The sequence below is a fragment of the Streptomyces afghaniensis genome (assembly GCF_044327915.1).
Taxonomy (GTDB): Bacteria; Actinomycetota; Actinomycetes; order Streptomycetales; family Streptomycetaceae; genus Streptomyces; species Streptomyces afghaniensis.
Genome location: NZ_JBIRGJ010000003.1, coordinates 444617 through 460307 on the forward strand (window position 1 = coordinate 444617; position 15691 = coordinate 460307).

Annotated in this window: 11 protein-coding genes and 1 pseudogene; 4 read left to right on the top strand and 8 right to left on the bottom strand. The window is 75.2% G+C overall.

The window, feature by feature from the left end:
- Window positions 1–15: 15 nt before the first annotated feature.
- From ACH4G3_RS12405 to ACH4G3_RS12425, 5 genes are read right to left on the bottom strand one after another with little or no spacing between them, the layout of a single operon-like run.
- The gene (locus ACH4G3_RS12405; protein WP_397624406.1) at window positions 16–1527 is read right to left on the bottom strand and encodes an FAD-dependent monooxygenase; all 1512 of its coding nucleotides are present in this window, start codon (window positions 1525–1527) and stop codon (window positions 16–18) included.
- Window positions 1470–2477, bottom strand: coding sequence for a DUF6895 family protein (locus ACH4G3_RS12410; protein ID WP_397624407.1), 1008 nt, complete (start codon window positions 2475–2477; stop codon window positions 1470–1472). The genes ACH4G3_RS12405 and ACH4G3_RS12410 overlap by 58 nt, the downstream gene beginning before the upstream one ends.
- Window positions 2474–2779: an actinodefensin-associated protein B gene (adfB, locus tag ACH4G3_RS12415; RefSeq protein WP_397618472.1), complete on the bottom strand. Its 306-nt coding sequence runs from the start codon at window positions 2777–2779 to the stop codon at window positions 2474–2476. The genes ACH4G3_RS12410 and adfB overlap by 4 nt, the downstream gene beginning before the upstream one ends.
- The gene (locus ACH4G3_RS12420; RefSeq protein ID WP_397624408.1) at window positions 2772–4730 is read right to left on the bottom strand and encodes an asparagine synthase-related protein; all 1959 of its coding nucleotides are present in this window, start codon (window positions 4728–4730) and stop codon (window positions 2772–2774) included. Before ACH4G3_RS12420 ends, adfB begins: the two co-directional genes overlap by 8 nt.
- A 1-nt stretch (window position 4731) precedes the next feature.
- Window positions 4732–5334 (bottom strand): lasso peptide biosynthesis protein, encoded by a 603-nt coding sequence (locus tag ACH4G3_RS12425; RefSeq protein ID WP_397624409.1) that lies wholly within the window; start codon window positions 5332–5334, stop codon window positions 4732–4734.
- A 478-nt stretch (window positions 5335–5812) separates the two neighbouring features.
- On the opposite strand from ACH4G3_RS12425, the gene ACH4G3_RS12430 reads away from it, so the two are divergent.
- The 3 genes from ACH4G3_RS12430 to ACH4G3_RS12440 are packed head-to-tail and all read left to right on the top strand — an operon-like array spanning window position 5813 to window position 8525.
- The gene (locus ACH4G3_RS12430; protein ID WP_397624410.1) at window positions 5813–6700 is read left to right on the top strand and encodes a phytanoyl-CoA dioxygenase family protein; all 888 of its coding nucleotides are present in this window, start codon (window positions 5813–5815) and stop codon (window positions 6698–6700) included.
- Window positions 6697–7665, top strand: coding sequence for an ATP-binding cassette domain-containing protein (locus tag ACH4G3_RS12435; RefSeq protein WP_397624411.1), 969 nt, complete (start codon window positions 6697–6699; stop codon window positions 7663–7665). The genes ACH4G3_RS12430 and ACH4G3_RS12435 overlap by 4 nt, the downstream gene beginning before the upstream one ends.
- Window positions 7662–8525, top strand: coding sequence for an ABC transporter permease (locus tag ACH4G3_RS12440; RefSeq protein ID WP_397624412.1), 864 nt, complete (start codon window positions 7662–7664; stop codon window positions 8523–8525). The genes ACH4G3_RS12435 and ACH4G3_RS12440 overlap by 4 nt, the downstream gene beginning before the upstream one ends.
- Before the next feature lie 42 nt (window positions 8526–8567).
- Here ACH4G3_RS12440 and ACH4G3_RS12445 read toward each other — a convergent pair.
- Window positions 8568–11375, bottom strand: a pseudogene (locus ACH4G3_RS12445) (AAA family ATPase); the annotation flags it as partial.
- A 308-nt stretch (window positions 11376–11683) separates the two neighbouring features.
- Between ACH4G3_RS12445 and ACH4G3_RS12450 the strand changes: the two are divergent.
- The gene (locus ACH4G3_RS12450; protein WP_020271300.1) at window positions 11684–11872 is read left to right on the top strand and encodes a response regulator transcription factor; all 189 of its coding nucleotides are present in this window, start codon (window positions 11684–11686) and stop codon (window positions 11870–11872) included.
- Between the two features lie 55 nt (window positions 11873–11927).
- Here the strand turns inward: ACH4G3_RS12450 and ACH4G3_RS12455 are convergent, their stop codons facing one another.
- Window positions 11928–13064, bottom strand: coding sequence for a glycosyltransferase family 4 protein (locus ACH4G3_RS12455; protein ID WP_397624413.1), 1137 nt, complete (start codon window positions 13062–13064; stop codon window positions 11928–11930).
- Window positions 13065–13070: 6 nt separating this feature from the next.
- On the bottom strand, window positions 13071–14957 hold the full coding sequence (locus ACH4G3_RS12460; RefSeq protein ID WP_397624414.1) for an FkbM family methyltransferase: 1887 nt from the start codon (window positions 14955–14957) through the stop codon (window positions 13071–13073).
- Window positions 14958–15691 lie beyond the last annotated feature (734 nt).

The window sequence follows — 15691 nt, forward strand, 5'->3', positions numbered from 1 at the left end:
TCCGGGCCGGGCTCCTCAGCCGTCGGCCAGAGGCGCGCCCAGCCAGCGGCGCAGCGCGGTGACGAAGGAGGTGGTTCCCGGGCCCGCCTCCGGAGTCCAGGCCACGTAGCCGTCGGGGCGCACCAGCAGCGGAGTGGGCACGTCCGGCGAGACCCGCTCGGCGGCGAGCGGGTCGACGCGGTCACGCCAGCCCGCGGCCAGGGACACGAACTCGGCCTGGCCGGCGGTGTGGATCAGCACCGCCCGGCCCTCCTGCTGGAGCGTGGCCAGGCGCACGGTGCCGCCGCCGTCCCGCCGGGGGCGTTCCAGGAGGAGGTCGGGGCAGGCGCGGCCGAGGAGACCGGCCGCCGGCTCCGACCCGGTGTCCATCGGGTGGACCACGTCCTTCATGGCGTACACGTCGTGGAGCCGCTGTTTGACCGCCGGATCGGTCATCAGCTCCTTGAAGAACAGCTCGTACGTGGCCGTGTTCTCCGGGCCGGGGTGCAGGATCCGGGTGGCCGCCTCGGAGTTGCGCAGCACCCGGGCGGCGACCGGCCGGCGTTCGCTCTCGTAGCTGTCGAGCAGCCCCTCCGGGGCGTCGCCGCGGACGGCGGCGGCGAGCTTCCAGCCGAGGTTGACGGCGTCCTGGAGACCGAGGTTGAGGCCCTGCCCGCCGAACGGCGGATGGACGTGGGCGGCGTCGCCCGCGAGCAGGACACGGCCCCGGCGGTAGCGTTCCGCGAGCCGGCAGGTGCCGGTGAACCGGGCGAGGGAGACCGGGTCGCGCAGGGTGACCTCGACCCCGCTGGTGCGGCGCAGACTGGCCTCGACCTCGCCCAGGGTCACCTCGCTGTGCCGGTCGACGGGTTCGGTGTCGAACTCGACGCTGACGATCCGGCTGGGCCCGTGCGCATAGGCCGCGATGCCCCGGGGCGTCCGGCGCCAGGTCCGCTCCAGGGCGCCCTCCGGCTCGACGGTCACCACTGCCTGATACCCCGTCACCTCAGGTCCGCCTCCGGGGAATCCGATGCCGAGCGCCTTGCGGACGGCACTGCGCCCGCCGTCGCAGCCGACGGCGTAGGAGGCGCGGAGAGAGTGTTCGGCGCCGTGCTCGTCGCTGGCGGTGACGACGACGGGGCCGGCCGTCCCGTCGCTCAGGGCGGTCACGGTCAGACCCCGCCGCACCCGACCCCCGAGCTCCACCAGACGGTCGTACAGCACCTCTTCGAGGATCCCGGCGCGCACCGGGAGCATCTCGGGCGCCCGCCCGTCCCCGTCCCGCTCGGTGCGGTACGCCGGTTCGGCCTCGGCCGTCGCCTTCATCAGCTGGTCCAGGACACCGCGCCGGTCCAGGGCCTGGATGCTGCGCGCGGTGATGCCCGGGGCGCGCAGCCTCCGGTCGAAGTCCGCCGCCCGCTCCAGGACCAGGACGCCGACGCCCGCCACCGCCAGTTCGCAGGCCAGCATCAGGCCCACCGGACCGGCTCCTACGACGATGACGTCCGCGTCAGGGGCGGTCGTTGCCGGTGTGCGGGCTTCGGGCATGGTGAGGGGTCTCCTTGCGTCTCGTGCGGTTCCGGCGTCCGGCCCGGGCCCGGTGTCCCCGGCACCGGCACCGACAGGGACTGGAGCAGCAGGTCGGCCAGGGTCGCGTGGTAGCAGGAACGGAAGAGCGTGGCGTCGTCCGGCCGGGATCCGGCCAGCAGGCGTGCGGCCGTCTCGTCCAGCGGCGTGCCGCCGTCGCAGTGGACGGCCAGCGACTCGCGCCGGGCCGCCCAGGCCTCCTCGGCGGCCGGGTCCCCGGCACCGACGCCGCGCAGCGCGATGAGCGTCTCGACGAGCAGGTCCCACCGCCCGGCGCGCAGGGCGTGCCCGTGCAGCCGGTGCAGCAGCGCGGCGAGCCGGTCCCGCTCGGATGCGGACAGGGCGGGCGGCGTGCCGCCCAGGTCGGTGGCGTAGAACACCGCGTGGGTGACGCGGTAGGCGTCCCGGGTCAGGTCCTGGTCCGTCCAGTCCCGGCCCAGGACCGCCCTGCGGCACAGTCCGGCCCAGTCCGGGCCCGTGCGCAGCAGTCCGGCGGCCTCCAGGGCGTGCAGGACACCCGGTGAGCCGGGGCGCACTCCGGCGCGGGCCCGCTCGCGCAGGACCTGCTCGCAGTCGTCGACGACGTGCCCGGCGGCCCGGAGCCACAGGTAGGGCTGCATCAAGTAGAGGGCGTCGCCCGGTTCGGCGGCCGCCGCCCGGGCCGCGAGCCCGCCGGCGCACGCCTCGGCGAGGAAGTCCCGCCAGCCGCCGAGCTCCGGGGCCCTCGGGCCGAGCCGCCCGGCCAGCCAGTGGTGGGCGAGGGCGAGTTCGCTCAGCGGCTTGAGGCGGTCGCGCCGGGCGGCGGGGTCCGGCGGCGGCAGGAACGCCGGCAACCGGTCGCCGACCCAGGCCAGTGCGCGGGCCAGCGGCTCGGGCAACGTCCCCGCGCCGCTCGCCGGAGCGGAGCTCACCTCCGCTCCCCGGGGGCCTCGCCGGAACCGGCCCGGCGCACCATGCCGCTCGCCACGAGCCGGTCGAGCAGCTGCCGCCGGAGCCGCTGTGCCGTCTCCTCGTCACCGTCGGGGAGCAGCGGGGCGTACGGGTTGGGTGAGCCGGGGTCCAGCGCGGTCCGCAGGACGTGGCTGGCGCGGCGCGACAGCCGGTGCACGGTGAACCGGCGGGTGTCCAGCAGGACGCCGCAGAACGGGAGTTCCCGGAACACGATGTGGTCGGCGAGTTCGACCTCTGCCTCGGCACGGGTCGCGTCACGCATCGTCCAGTCCTTCCAGCCAGCGCTCGATCACGCAGAGTCGGGCGATCTCCTCCCCGTTGCGGTGCACCCGGGCGGGCGTCAGACCGTCGACGAAGGTCCGGCTCAGCACGCCCAGCCGGCACAGCAGCGAGTCGGGGGTGAGCAGGGCACGGCAGGCCTCGAAGTTCTGGTTGACGAACATCGCGGAGATCGAGTCGATCCGGGCCTGCTGCATACGGTGGCCGATCCCGGCGGGCACGGCCCGGTCGGCGTAGGCGAGCCGCAGCGCGAACTTGTCGACGGTGAGGCCGTGTCCGAAGCCGATGCGGTGCCGGGCGGGCAGGGCGAGGGCGTACTCGACGACGTCCCGGTCGGCGAAGGGCGTGCTGATCAGCCGGTGCTTGGGCAGCGCGTAGTTGATCCAGGCCGCCTGGAGGTTGGCCGTGCTGAGGGACTGGCCGAGCATGAACAGCGAGGTGATGCCCTGCGGCAGGCCGCGGCGGGACCAGCCGCCGCGGCGCAGCGCCGAGTGGAGGCTGTCCCGGGCCCGGTCGGCGGCCTCGCGCAGGGCGAGGGTGACACGGGCACCGGCGTCCTCCGTGAAGCCGACGGGGTGCACGATGGCGTCGCGGTCCGGCAGCGCGGTGGTGGGGTCGCCGCTGAGCAGCCGGTAGAGGTAGCGGGCCGTGCCCAGTGCCCGGCCGCCCGGCCGTCCCGTGCTTCCGGCGCCCGGCCCGTCCCCGGCCGGGGCGCCGCCCGCGAACGACGTCCGTGCCGCGGCGGCGAGCGTCTGCCAGACGGGCTCACCGGCCACCCGGGGGTCGAGGATCGCCGGGCCGGCCACCGAGAACAGTCCGCGTTGCAGGTCGTGGGCGAGGATCTGGTCCGCGAGCAGCCCGGAGAGCACGAACCGGGCGCCGGCCGCCTCCGCGAGGTCGACTGCCGCCGCGATGCCCCGCAGCGGCACATGGGTCTGCGGCAGCGCGCCGGTGGCGGGGATGTCGATGTAGTCGCCGCCGGCCCGGGTGTGCTTGGACATGTCGTACGGCATCCAGGACAGCCCGCAGGCCCGGGCCACGGACTCCGCGGCCTCCCGGTCGGAGTCGAAGCCGGGGAAGCCCTCCAGGGTGAAGTGCAGCCCCATGCCCCGGCCCGGTCCGGTGCCGATCTCGTGGGCGACGGCGGCCGAGTCGATGCCTCCGCTGAGCATCAGGACGGCGTCCGGCTCGTGCGCGAGCATCCGGCCGCAGGCGCGGGCCAGGCGTTCGCGCAGGCCGTCGGCGGCCTCGTCGATGGTGCGGGGCGGGTTCTCGTGCGGGCGGAACTCGTCGAACGTCTCGGTCCGGGGCCGCCGCCCCTTCTCCAGCACCAGCGCGCTGCCCGGCGGGAGTCTGCGCACCCCGGCGAACCAGGAGCGGTCGTCGGGCATGCCGCGCTCGGCGATGAGCATCGGCAGCACGTCGGTGTCGACGTCGGAGAGCCGGGGCGGCCGGTCGCCCAGCAGCCGGGCCGGGTCGGCGGCCCACAGCAGGCTGTCGCCGTCCTGGGTCCAGAACAACGGGGTGAGGGCGTTCACCGCCCGGTACAGCGTCAGCCGCCCTCCGTCGGGGGCGACATGGGCGAGGACGAAGTCGCCGCGCAGCCGGCGGACCGCCTCGGCCCCGCGCAGGTCGAGCAGGCGTTGCAGCGCGGTGAGCGCGGCACCCGGCTCGCGGCCGGTGTCGAGGAGCAGGAACTCGGGCAGCGCGGACAGGTCGAGCCAGCCGGTGAACTGGAGCCGGCCGGCCCGCTCGGCCCGGGCCGCGTCCAGTGCGGCGCCGTTCTCGTAGACCGGGCCCTGGAGCAGACAGGGACGGCCGCCGGCGGCCCGGGGGGAGGCCGTGCCGGTGGCGTCGTGGGCCGTGGTCGCGTCCAGGAGCGCGCCGCCGGGGGCGTGGGCCCGGCCCGCCATGCCGAAAGCGGTGAGCAGCATCTCAGCCCTCCTGCGGGTAGCGGAGCAACTCGACGTATCCGAGGGGCCGTTCCCCGCCGCGCCCGACCAGCGGCAGGTCGCCGAGGGCGGGCCAGGCGTGCAGTTCCTCGCTGCCGTCCGAGTGCTCGATGACGGGGTAGCCGATGACGACCTCGGCGTCGAAGCCGAGCCCGCGCAGGGCGGCGCAGACACCGAGCGACTCGTGCAGACACAGATGGGCGCCGGCGACGGTACGGGCGAGGCCCTGGATCTGCCAGGCTGCCGCGCGGGCACAGAAGGCGGTCGCCTCGTCCCGCAGGGCGCGCCGCGGCCTGCGCGGGTCGACCGGGGGCAGCAGCGGGAGGGCGGCGGCCAGGCCGCCGGCGCGGAAGGCGCGGCCGATGCGCAGGTAGTCCGCGACCGCCCGGGGCAGCTCACGGCCGCGCACCGGGACCTCGGCGGGCACCGTCACGCCGGCCAGCGCGGAGCGGACCAGGCGGCGCCGCAGCTCACGCGGGGTCTCACGGGGAGACCGGGCGGCCGGTCCGCGCCCGGCCGACCGGAAAGCTGGTGGGGCGGAAAACACGATCTCCTCTTTCCTGCTCGGCGGGCCGCGGTTTTCCATTGCGGGCATTTTCCTGTGCGGGGAAATCCCCTGTGTGACGGATTCCCCTGAGAAGCGCCGGGCGTGGCCTCCCCGAAGGAAAGGCCACGCCCGGGTGTGTCACCGGGAGGGAATCACTTCCGCTCCTCGGAGGACAAGGAGACTCACGGGGTCCAGTCGCCGTCGAACGTGTCGTCGGTGGGACCGCTCCAGCCCATGGTGACCTCGTCCAGCTCGCCGACGAACTCGAAGTCGTCGACCGTGATCTCGATCTTCTCCATCGTGCACCTCCTTGATATGTGGGTGAACACATCCGGTCCGAACCCCCTGGGGAGCTCGTCCCATGGCCACAACTCTGACCCACGACGAGCCGCCGCGACATTCCGACGAATCACCGCGTTGTTTTCCCCTGCTGCATTTCCCGTAGGGGAAATCACCTACACCTGAATACCCGCCGAGGCCGTTACCGTGAGCCATACGGAGAGGCCAGGAGGCGGATATGCGTATCACGGACGAGCACCTGGATAAATTCCAGCGCGACGGTTATGTCCTGGTGGACGGATTCCTCGGCGGCGAGGAACTGGAAAAGGCGCGCGCGGCGACCCTGCGGTATTTCCCGGAGAGCGGCGAACGGCTGCGGACGCCGGAGCGGTACGCGTCCCTGCGGAGGTCGGCGGGATTCCCGTACGAGCCGGTGGAGCTCAACCACCTGTCGCTGCACCCGGAGCTGATCTCGTTCGCGGAGCGGGTGACCGGCACCCGGGACGTCCGGCTGGGCGACTCGATCCTCCAGGCCAAGTACGGCAGCCGGATCGCGCCGGCCAACGCCCAGCGGCTGCACAACGAGGCCTGGGGGCGCAACACCCTCGTCCCGCCCCGCGGTGACGGGGTGTTCCAGCGGGTCGTCGCGCTGGTCTACCTCTCGGACGTCACCGAGGACCTCGGGCCCACGTGCGTGGTGCCGAAGAAGCACACGGCCGGTCTGCCCCTGCTGTCCTCCGGGTACTCCGCGTACAGCCAGGAGGAGTACCCGTGGCTGTACGAGCTGCAGGAGCCGGTGACGGCCCGGGCCGGCTCGGTGCTGCTGCTGGCCGGGACGACCGTGCACCGCTGCTCCGCGCTGCGCGACGAGACCGGCCACCGCTTCGCCCTCCATCTCACCTTCCACGCCGCCGACTCGGTCTGGCTGGACAAGCAGACCTGGGTGGGCTCGCCCGCCTCGGCCAACGGCCCGGCCGCGACCCGGTTCGTCGTCGAGGCCTCCCCGCGCCAGCGGGAACTGCTCGGCTTCCCGCCGGCCGGCTCGCCCTACTGGAACCGGGAGACCGTGGCCGGGCTGACCGAGCTGTACCCGGGCATGGACGTCACGCCGTACTCCGCCGCATGACGCCCCCGGTGATCGAGGCCCGCCGGGTCGGCCGTACGTTCGGCCACGTGCGGGCCCTGCACGACGTCAGCCTCACCGTCGGCGCCGGCTCCGTGCTGGGGCTGCTCGGCCACAACGGGGCCGGCAAGACCACCCTGGTCAACATCCTCACCACCGTGCTGCCGCCCACCTCGGGCTCCGCCACGGTGGCCGGGCACGACGTCGTCGCGCAGGCGCGTGAGGTGCGCCGCCGGATCGGGCTGACCGGGCAGTTCGCCGCCGTCGACGACCGGCTGACCGGGTACGCGAACCTGCTGCTGGTGGCCCGGCTGCTGGGGGCGAGCCCACGGCAGGCGCGGCGGCGCAGCGAGGAACTCCTCGCCCTGTTCGGCCTGGAGCACGCGGCCCGGCGCCCGGCCCGGACGTACTCGGGCGGCATGCGACGCCGTCTGGACCTGGCGATCGGTCTGGTCGGGCGGCCCGACGTGCTGTTCCTGGACGAGCCGACCACCGGCCTGGACCCGGAGAGCCGCATCGGGCTGTGGGAGATCGTCGAGGGCCTGGCGGCGGACGGAGTGGCGGTGCTGCTGACGACGCAGTACCTGGAGGAGGCCGACCGGCTCGCGGACACCATCGTGGTCCTCGACTCCGGCACGGTCACCGCGACCGGTACGGCCCGTGAACTCAAGGCGCGGGTCGGCACGCTCACCGTGCAGCTGTCCTTCGCCGGGCCCGGGGAACGGGCGACCGCGCTGGAAGCGCTGCGCCGCTCGGGCCTGCGACCGGGCCCGAGCACGGACGACACCGGTGTCGGCGTGCCCGTGGAGTCGTCCGCCGAGGTCCCGGCGGTGGTCCGGGCCCTGGACCGGGCCGGGGTCGTCGTGACCGCGCTGGAGCTGAGTTCACCGACGCTCGACGACGTCTATCTCGCCCTCACCCGGAGCGGTCACCGCGCCCCGGCCACGGCGGGGAAGGAGCAACGATGACGGCCCCGGCGCACGGTACGGCCGCACCGGTCACCGCCCGGGACGTGCCGGCGCGGGACGGTGACGGGGAGAACTGGCGGGGCAGCGGCCCGGTCACCCAGGTCCTCGTCCTGACCCGGCGCGCGCTGTGGTCCCAGTTCGCGGACCGGCGGGTGCTGGTGATCAAACTCGTCCAGCCGCTGCTCCTGCTGGTGGTGCTCGGGCAGCTCTTCGGCAGCATGGTCGACCCCGGGCTGCTGCCCAGCGGAGTGCCGTACATGGAGTTCCTGCTGCCGGCGCTGCTGGTGACCAGCGGGATCGGCTCGGCCGCGGCGTCCGGCGCGATCCTCAGCCGGGACATGGAGAACGGCATGACGGCACGCCTGCGTTCGCTGCCGATCGCGCTGTCCTCGGTGCTGTTCGCCCGCTGCTGCGCCGATGTGGCGCGCTGCTGCGTCCAGATGGTGATCATGGTGGTCTGCGCCTGGGCGCTGTTCGGCTACAGCCCGCCCGGCGGGGTCGCGGGCACGGCCGCCGCCCTGGCGCTGGCCGCCTTCGTCATCTGGGCGCTGACGTGGGTCTTCCTCGCCTTGAGTTGCTGGCTGCGCAGCCTGGACGCCATGCAGAGCATCGCCGGTGTGGCCACCTTTCCGCTGATGTTCGGGTCAAGCGCATTCGCCCCGGTGGACGGCATGCCGTTCTGGCTTCAACTCATCGCCCGGGCCAATCCGCTCAGTTACGCCGTCGACGCCGCGCGGGGGCTGTGCCTGGGGACGCCGGGCGCGGCCGGGCTGCTGGGCGCGCTGGCCGCGAGCGCCGGCGTCGCGGCGGTCGGGATCCTGCTGGCCGTGCGCGGGTTCCGCCGGCCGCTGGTGGGCTGAGGGCCGGCCGGCCGCCCGGGCCAGCGCCGGGACCAGTTCGCGGCGGGAGCGGACCCCGAGCTTGCGGTACACGTGGCTGAGGTGCCACTCGACGGTCTTGACGGAGACGTACAGGCCCCGCGCGATCTCGCGGTTGGACAGCCCGGCGGCGGCCTGTTCCGCCACCCGCCGCTCGCTGGGTGTCAGCCGGTCGCCCCCACCCCGCACGGCCCGCGCGCCGAGGACGCGCAGCTCCGTGTCGGCCCAGTCCGCCAGGACACTCGCGCCGCGCTCCCGGGCGATCTCCCGCCCCCGGCACAGGGACCGCCGGGCCGCGGCACGCTGTCCGGCCCGGCGCTGGGCCGACCCCAACTGCACCAGGGCGACGGCCAGTTCCAGGGGCTGCTCCGCCGACTGCAGCAGTTCGACGGCCCTCTGGAGCTCCTCCAGGCCCCGGCCGCCGCCGCGCAGCGCCCCGCTCACGCGGTGGACCAGCGCCAGCGGCACGGCCGCGCCGAACTCCTGCGCCGTCTCCGTCTCCCGCTGGAGCACGTGCCGGGCCTCCTCCTCGCGGCCCGCCACGATCAGCGCCAGGGCCACGTACTGCCACGCCCCGGTCACCCGCAGGCCGAGCCGCCCGTCGGACGTCAGCCGGCGGGCGTGCCGCCACGCCTCCAGCGCCTCGTCCAGCCGCCCCAGTTCGGCACAGAGCCGCGCCCGGGCCTCCAGGGTCGGGGCGAAGAGCAGATGGCCGGGTGGCTTCCCCGGCGGCAGGCCGTCGCACAGGACGCGCTCCGCGGCCTCCGTCTCGCCCCGGTCCAGCAGCACATGGCCCAGCACGGACGCCGCCACCGCCACGCCCAGCCCCGGCGGCCAGCCCCGGGACCGTAACGCCAGCACCGCACGGGCCTGGCGCTCCGCGTCGTCCAGCCGGCCCAGGCCGTACGACAGCATGGCGTGCAGTGCCACGGAGTCCGGCTGGTGTTCGGCGGCGCGGATGTCGGTGCTGTGCGGCAGGGTCTCCAGGAGCAGCCCGCGCGCCTCGGAGAGCCGGCCGGTGGCGGCCAGCACACAGACGACGAGGTGGACGGAGGGCAGCCCGGTCAGCCCGTCGACGGGGAACCGGGTGATCCGCAGCATGCTGCCGACCTGCCGCACGAGGGTGCTCGCGGTCGCCCCGTTGTCCCGGTCGACCACCAGGCGCAGCGCCCGCAGCAGGGTCGCGTCCGGCCCGGAGGCGTTGCGGGCGGGATAGCGGGAGTGGACGAGGGCACGGGCACCGGCCCGGGTCTCCACCTGGCCCAGGGACAGCAGCGCCGTGACAGCGTCGAGCCGGGTGCGCAGCCGCTCGTCCCCGGCGGGCAGGGACGCCGCCAGCTCGCCGAGCAGGGACAGCGCGGCCGGATGCCGGTGCTCCCTCGCCAGGGCGTGCGCGTAGTGCAGACCGGTGGCGACCCGGGTCGCGGGGGTGGGTGCCTTCTCCAGGGCCTGGCGCAGGTGCACGAGCGCCTCGGGGCTGCCGGCGGACAGGGCCGCCGCTCCGAGTTCGGCGAGCAGGTCGTACTCCCGGGTGTGCGGGGCCTGTTCGCGCAGGGCGCGCCGCAGCAGCAGCACCGACCGGTCCGCACGGCCGTCCGTCAGGGCCTGCCGCGCGGCGCCGCGCAGCACGGACTCGGCCCACGGGTCGCCGGCGGGCGGGGTGTGCAGCAGGTGCTCACCGACCAGCGGCAGCGGCGCGTTGCGGGCCGCGAGGGCCCGGGCGGCGGCACCGTGGGCGCGCTCCCGCACCGCCTGTGGGGTCAGGGCCAGCACGGCGGTCCGCAGCAGCGGCTGGGCGAGCCGCAGATGTTCCCCGTCCCGCAGCAGCCCCGTGGCGACGGCCTCCGCGGCGGCCTCGTGGGCCGCGTCCGGCGGCAGGTCCGCGGCCCGGGCGGCCTCGTCGACGGTGGCCCCGGTGTCGCCGAACACCGCCACGGCCTCCGTCAGCAGCGCCGCGTCCGTGCTCAGTCCGGCCAGCCGCAGCCGGGTGCGCCGTACGACGCCGCGGGGCAGGGCCGCCCGGAGCCGGCCCAGGTGGGCGGGGTCCGGCTCGATGCCGTCGTCGACGGCCTCCGCGCACAACTCGCGCAGCAGCAGCGGATTGCCGCCGGTCAGTTCGTGGCACACGGCGGCGAACCGCTCCCGCGGCGGCTCCCGCCAGTGCCCCCGCACCACCGTCTCGGTCCCCGCCGGGGTGAGCGGCGCCAGCCACAGCGAGGCGGTGGGCCCGAGCCCCGCGAGCAGGTCCGCCGCCCGTGCGGCCGGGCCGTCGGTGTGCGGTGCGGTCATGGCGACGGCCAGCAGCACGGAGCGGTCGTCCAGCCGGTTGGCCAGATACGTCAGAAACCGCAGGGACGGCTCGTCCGCCCACTGCATGTCGTCGACGACCAGGGCGAGCGGCGACCGGGCGGCGAGCCGCAGCGTGAGCCGGTGCAGCTCGCGGACCAGGGCGTCCGCCTCGGCCTCCGCCGGTCTCCCGGCCGGTTCCAGCAGGCCCCGCACCCGCTCGACGGTTCGGTCCCCGGGCGGGTCCTCCTCCAGCAGCGCCTCGAAGAGCTGGAGGCAGATCCCGTAGGGGACCGCGCTCTCCTCGGTGCTGCCGCGCGCGGTCAGGACGAGCAGCCCGGCGCCGCGCGCGCTCTCCCGTATCCCGCCGAGCACGGCGGACCGGCCCGATCCGGGGTCCCCCTCGACGAGCAGGGCCCGTCCGCGCCCTGCCGCCACGTCCGACAGAGCGTCGCGGACCCGCTCCGCTTCTCGTTCTCTCTCCACAAGGTCGGTCCAACCACTTTGCACACGCTCCCCCGTTCCGACAGAACAATCCTTGATCATCCGGTGTGCGAGCGCACAGCACACCGCGTCATTCGCTCATCCGTCTCCACCCGCTCCTCTCCGCGCCATCACGCCTGACAGGTACGTACGAGCGACAAAGAGACCACTGGGATCGCCACAAATCGGTCCCCTGTCGCCGGGGTTCCCCGGGGCTGTCTCCGGCGCGCAACGGCCGAACACACGTCAGGATCTTGTGCGGCCGCAAGTTCGCAGTCCGGGCCTTGCCTGTCACCCCCACATCGGAGAGGCAGAACACGTTGAGCACGCCAGCAACGCAGCACGGTGGAGCCGTTCGGCACAACGACGCCATGCGGCTCAGCAGACGTCAGGCCGAGATCGTCGCCCTCATCGCCGAGGGTTATTCCGGAAAGGAGATCGCCCGCATCCTCCGGATGTCGCCCAAGACCGTGGAATCCCACATGCAGCGGCTCTTCGACCGTTACGGCGTGCGCTCCCGCGCCGCCATCGTGGCGAAGTGGCTGACGAACTGCGCGTAAGGACGACCGGCTTCGGCGGGGCGGGCCCTGTGCCCGGCCCGTCGGCCCCGCCGGCTCAGCCCACCCCGAGCAGGGACGTCAGGTGCCCGTGGGCCCGGTCCCACCCCCATTCCCCGCGCACCCACGCACGGCCCTTGCGGCCCATGTCCCGGGCCAGTTCCGCATCGTCCAGCAGCAGTGTGAGCCGGTCGGCGAGCGCCCCCACGTCACGTCCGTCGACCACGAACCCGGTCTCCCCGTCCCGTACGGTGTCCGGCGCGCCGCCCGAGTCGCCGACGACGACCGGCAGTCCGGCGGCGGCCGCCTCCAGGAACACGATCCCGAGGCCCTCCACCTCCATGCCCGCCCTGCGGGTCCGGCACGGCATCGCGAACACCTGCGCGGCGGCGTAGAAGCCGGGCATCTCCTCGTGCGGGTGCCCGCCCGCGAAGATCACCGCACCGGCCAGACCCTGCTCGGCCGCGAGCCGGCGCAGGGCCCGGGCGTGCGGCCCGTCCCCGACCAGCAGCAGCACCGCGCCGGGCACACCGCGGCGCACCAGGCGCAGGGCCCGTATCAGCGCGTCCTGTCCCTTGCGCGGTACGAGCCGCGCCGCACACAGCACGACCGGCCGGTCGCCCAGGCCGTACCGCTCCCGCACCCGGGCCGCCGCCTCCTCGGAGCCCTGGAAGACGTCGGCGTCGACGCCGGGCGCCAGCCGCCGCATCCGCGCCGCCGCCTCCGGTCCGACGGCGGCGGCGATCCGCGCCCGGGTGTACGAGCCGAGATACGTGACGCTGTCCACCCCGGCGCCGATGCGGCGCAGCAGCGTGCGGGCCCCGGGCGTGCGCGCCCACCACACCTCGTGCCCGTGCGTCGTGGCGACCAGCCGCCGCACCTCCGTACGGCGCCGCAGCTCGCCCGCCATCAGCCCGAGCGGGGCCGCGGCCCCGAACCAGACGCTGTCGCAGTCGAACCGGCGGGCCAGCTCCACCGCCCGGGCGGTGACCCGCCGGGTCGGCAGCAGCATGTGGGCGCGGTCCCGCACCACCGGGAACGGCAGCCGGGCGTCGTAGGCCCGGTCGCCCGGCGTACTGGAGGTGTAGACGGCGACCCGGTCGGACGGGAAGCGGACCGTCATGGCGTGGACGAAGGTCTCGATACCGCCCTGCCGGGGCGGGAAGTCGTTGGTGACGACGAGCGTGCGCGGCATGGTCGGTCAGTCCTCCAGCGGCTTCACGGTGAACAGGTAGTTGCGGTGCGCCTCGGTGACCCGGTCCACGGGACGCCACCGGCCGTCCCGCCACAGGAACATCGAGTAGCCCGCGGACCGCAGCTCCTCGACGAGCCGCTCGGCGCGCGCCCCGTACTTGGCCAGGTGCCGTTCCTCGATCTCCAGCAGCAGCGTGGGCCGGTCCCGCAGCAGCGTCCCGGCCGCACCGGCGAGCACGAGCGGCTCCGCCCCCTCGACGTCCGCCTTGACGAAGTCGACGCGCGGCAGCCCGGCCGACGCCACGACCTCGTCCACGGTGCCCACCCGCACCACGGGCCGCCGCTCCCCGGCGAACTCGCTGTTGGGGCCGGGCCCTCGCGCCCCTTCGGTGAGGAACGCCCTTCCGTGCACGGGCAGTCCACGGCGGTAGGGCAGGCTCATCACCGCCGCGTCCCTGGGCCTCTCGCCCAGCGCCATCCGGTGCGCGTGCGCCCGCCCGCCGCACAGCAGCCGCACACCGGCGCCGAGGACGCGGTACGGCCCGGGCAACGGCTCGAAGCCGTGCACGCAGCCCTTGGGCCCGGCCACGTAGGACAGCGCGTACGTGTACACCCCGTACTCGGCCCCGACATCGAGGCAGACGTCCCCCTCCTCGACCACGTGCCGCAGCCCGTCGATCTCGTCCTCCACGAACGAGAAGCGGCGGCTGAGCGCACACAGCAGGGAGTACGTCCAGCGCAGCGGACGCCCGGCGTCCCGGGACGGGGCCAGTCGCGTGGGCATGGCACCTCCTGGCCGGGCCGCGCGGCGGCCGGCCGGCACGAGCCGGAACCAGCCGAGCAGCACCAGCGGGTAGACGACGTATCCGAAGCGGGTGGCGGGGATCAGGCACATGGCGATCCCGAGGCCCAGCGCGAGCCGGTCGGCGGCGGCGACGGTGGTGCGCGGCGGGCGCGTCACGAGGGACCCGCCAACCGCGACCGCGCCCAGCACCAGCGCCGCCACGGCGAGGGCGAAGCCCCCCGGCACGTACGTCGCCAGCAGGTACCCGGGCAGCGGGCTGGTCGCCGGCGACCCGGTGTCTCCCTCGCCGAGCGGGAAGAGCAGCACGTGCTCGGCGAACGCCCGCGGGTCGGCGAGCGCGACCGGCAGCACGGCGAGCACGGCGAGGGTGACGGCCGTGACACCGGCCCGTACGGCGGCCCGCCGCCCGGCGGTCACCGCGAGCAGGGCGAGCCCGACGGGCAGCACCGGCCAGGCCGTCCACTTCAGCGACGCGGCGGCACCGAGCGCGAGCCCGGCGGCGACGGGGCCGCCGCGGCCGGCCAGGGCGAGCGCGAGGCACATCAGGGCGATGACCGGCAGGTCGACACCGCCGACGGCGAGCGGGAGGGCGACGGCGGGGGCGGCCGCGAGCCAGAGGAGTGCCCGGGCCGGGGAGCGGTCCGGGCCGGTGCCGCGCGGGGACGGCCCGGCGCCCCCGCACACCACGGCGGCCAGACCCATGGCGCCGAGTGACACCAGCGCGAACCACAGCCGGGCGTCCGCGAGCGGGACGTCGCCGAGGACGGCCCGGGGCAGCCCGAAGAGCGCCATGCCGGGCAGGTACGGGTTGTAGTCCCGCAGTCCGGCCGGGTCCGGGACGTACGGCGTGCCGGAGTCCAGCAGCAGCCCGCCGGACCGCTCGACGACCGTGACCTCCAACTGCCGTGCGCTGTCCGCGATCAGGAACACCAGCGGCACCAGCACGGACCCGACGGCGGCCACCGCCGCGCTCGCCGGGCCCCAGGGCCGCGCGGAGAGACGGGCGACGAGCGCGGCGAGTCCGTATCCGGCGGCGGCGCAGGCGCCCCACACCTGGTGCGGGGCGATGGTCGTACGCAGACACAGCAACAGCGCGAAGACGGCGCAGGCCGCCCAGCACAGGGTCTCCCAACGGCGACCGGTGCCGCGCCGGGACGGGGGGAGGGGGACGGTGGCGGGGGACGGGCCGGGGCCGTTACCCGGGCCGGGGCCGGGACCCGAACCAGGGCCGGGGCCCGGGCCGTTACCCGGGCCGGGACCCGAACCGGGGCCGGGACCGGGATCTGAAACCGAACCGGGGCCGGGGCCGGAACCCGAACCGGGACCGGGACCGGAACCCGAACCGGGTCCCCGGTCGCGGCCGGGGAGGTCCACCGCCGGGCGGCCCGGTGACGCCACACCCACCGGACGGACCGGAGCCGCCGCGCGTATCGGACGGGCCGGAGACACAACGCCCGCCGGACGGGCAGAGGACACCACGCCCACCGGACGGCCGGAGGACACCGCACCCGCCGCACGACCCGAAGACACCACACCCGCCGCACGACCCGAAGACACCACGCCCGCCGCACGGCCCGAAGGCGCCGCACCCGCCGCACGGCCCGAAGGCGCCGCGCGCCCCGGCGCGGCGGTCCGCGCGGCCGAGGCCGAGGTCGAGGCCGGCACCAGCGAGCCGAACAGTGGCAGCAACCCTCGCGAACGCCCCTGCATCCCGCTCCCCCTGTCCACCGCCGACCGGCCTTCCTTCCGTCCGGCAAGTCTTCGCAAGGGGCGGACGAGAAGCGTCACACCGGGCACCGATCCTGGGAGTCAACCCGTGGTAC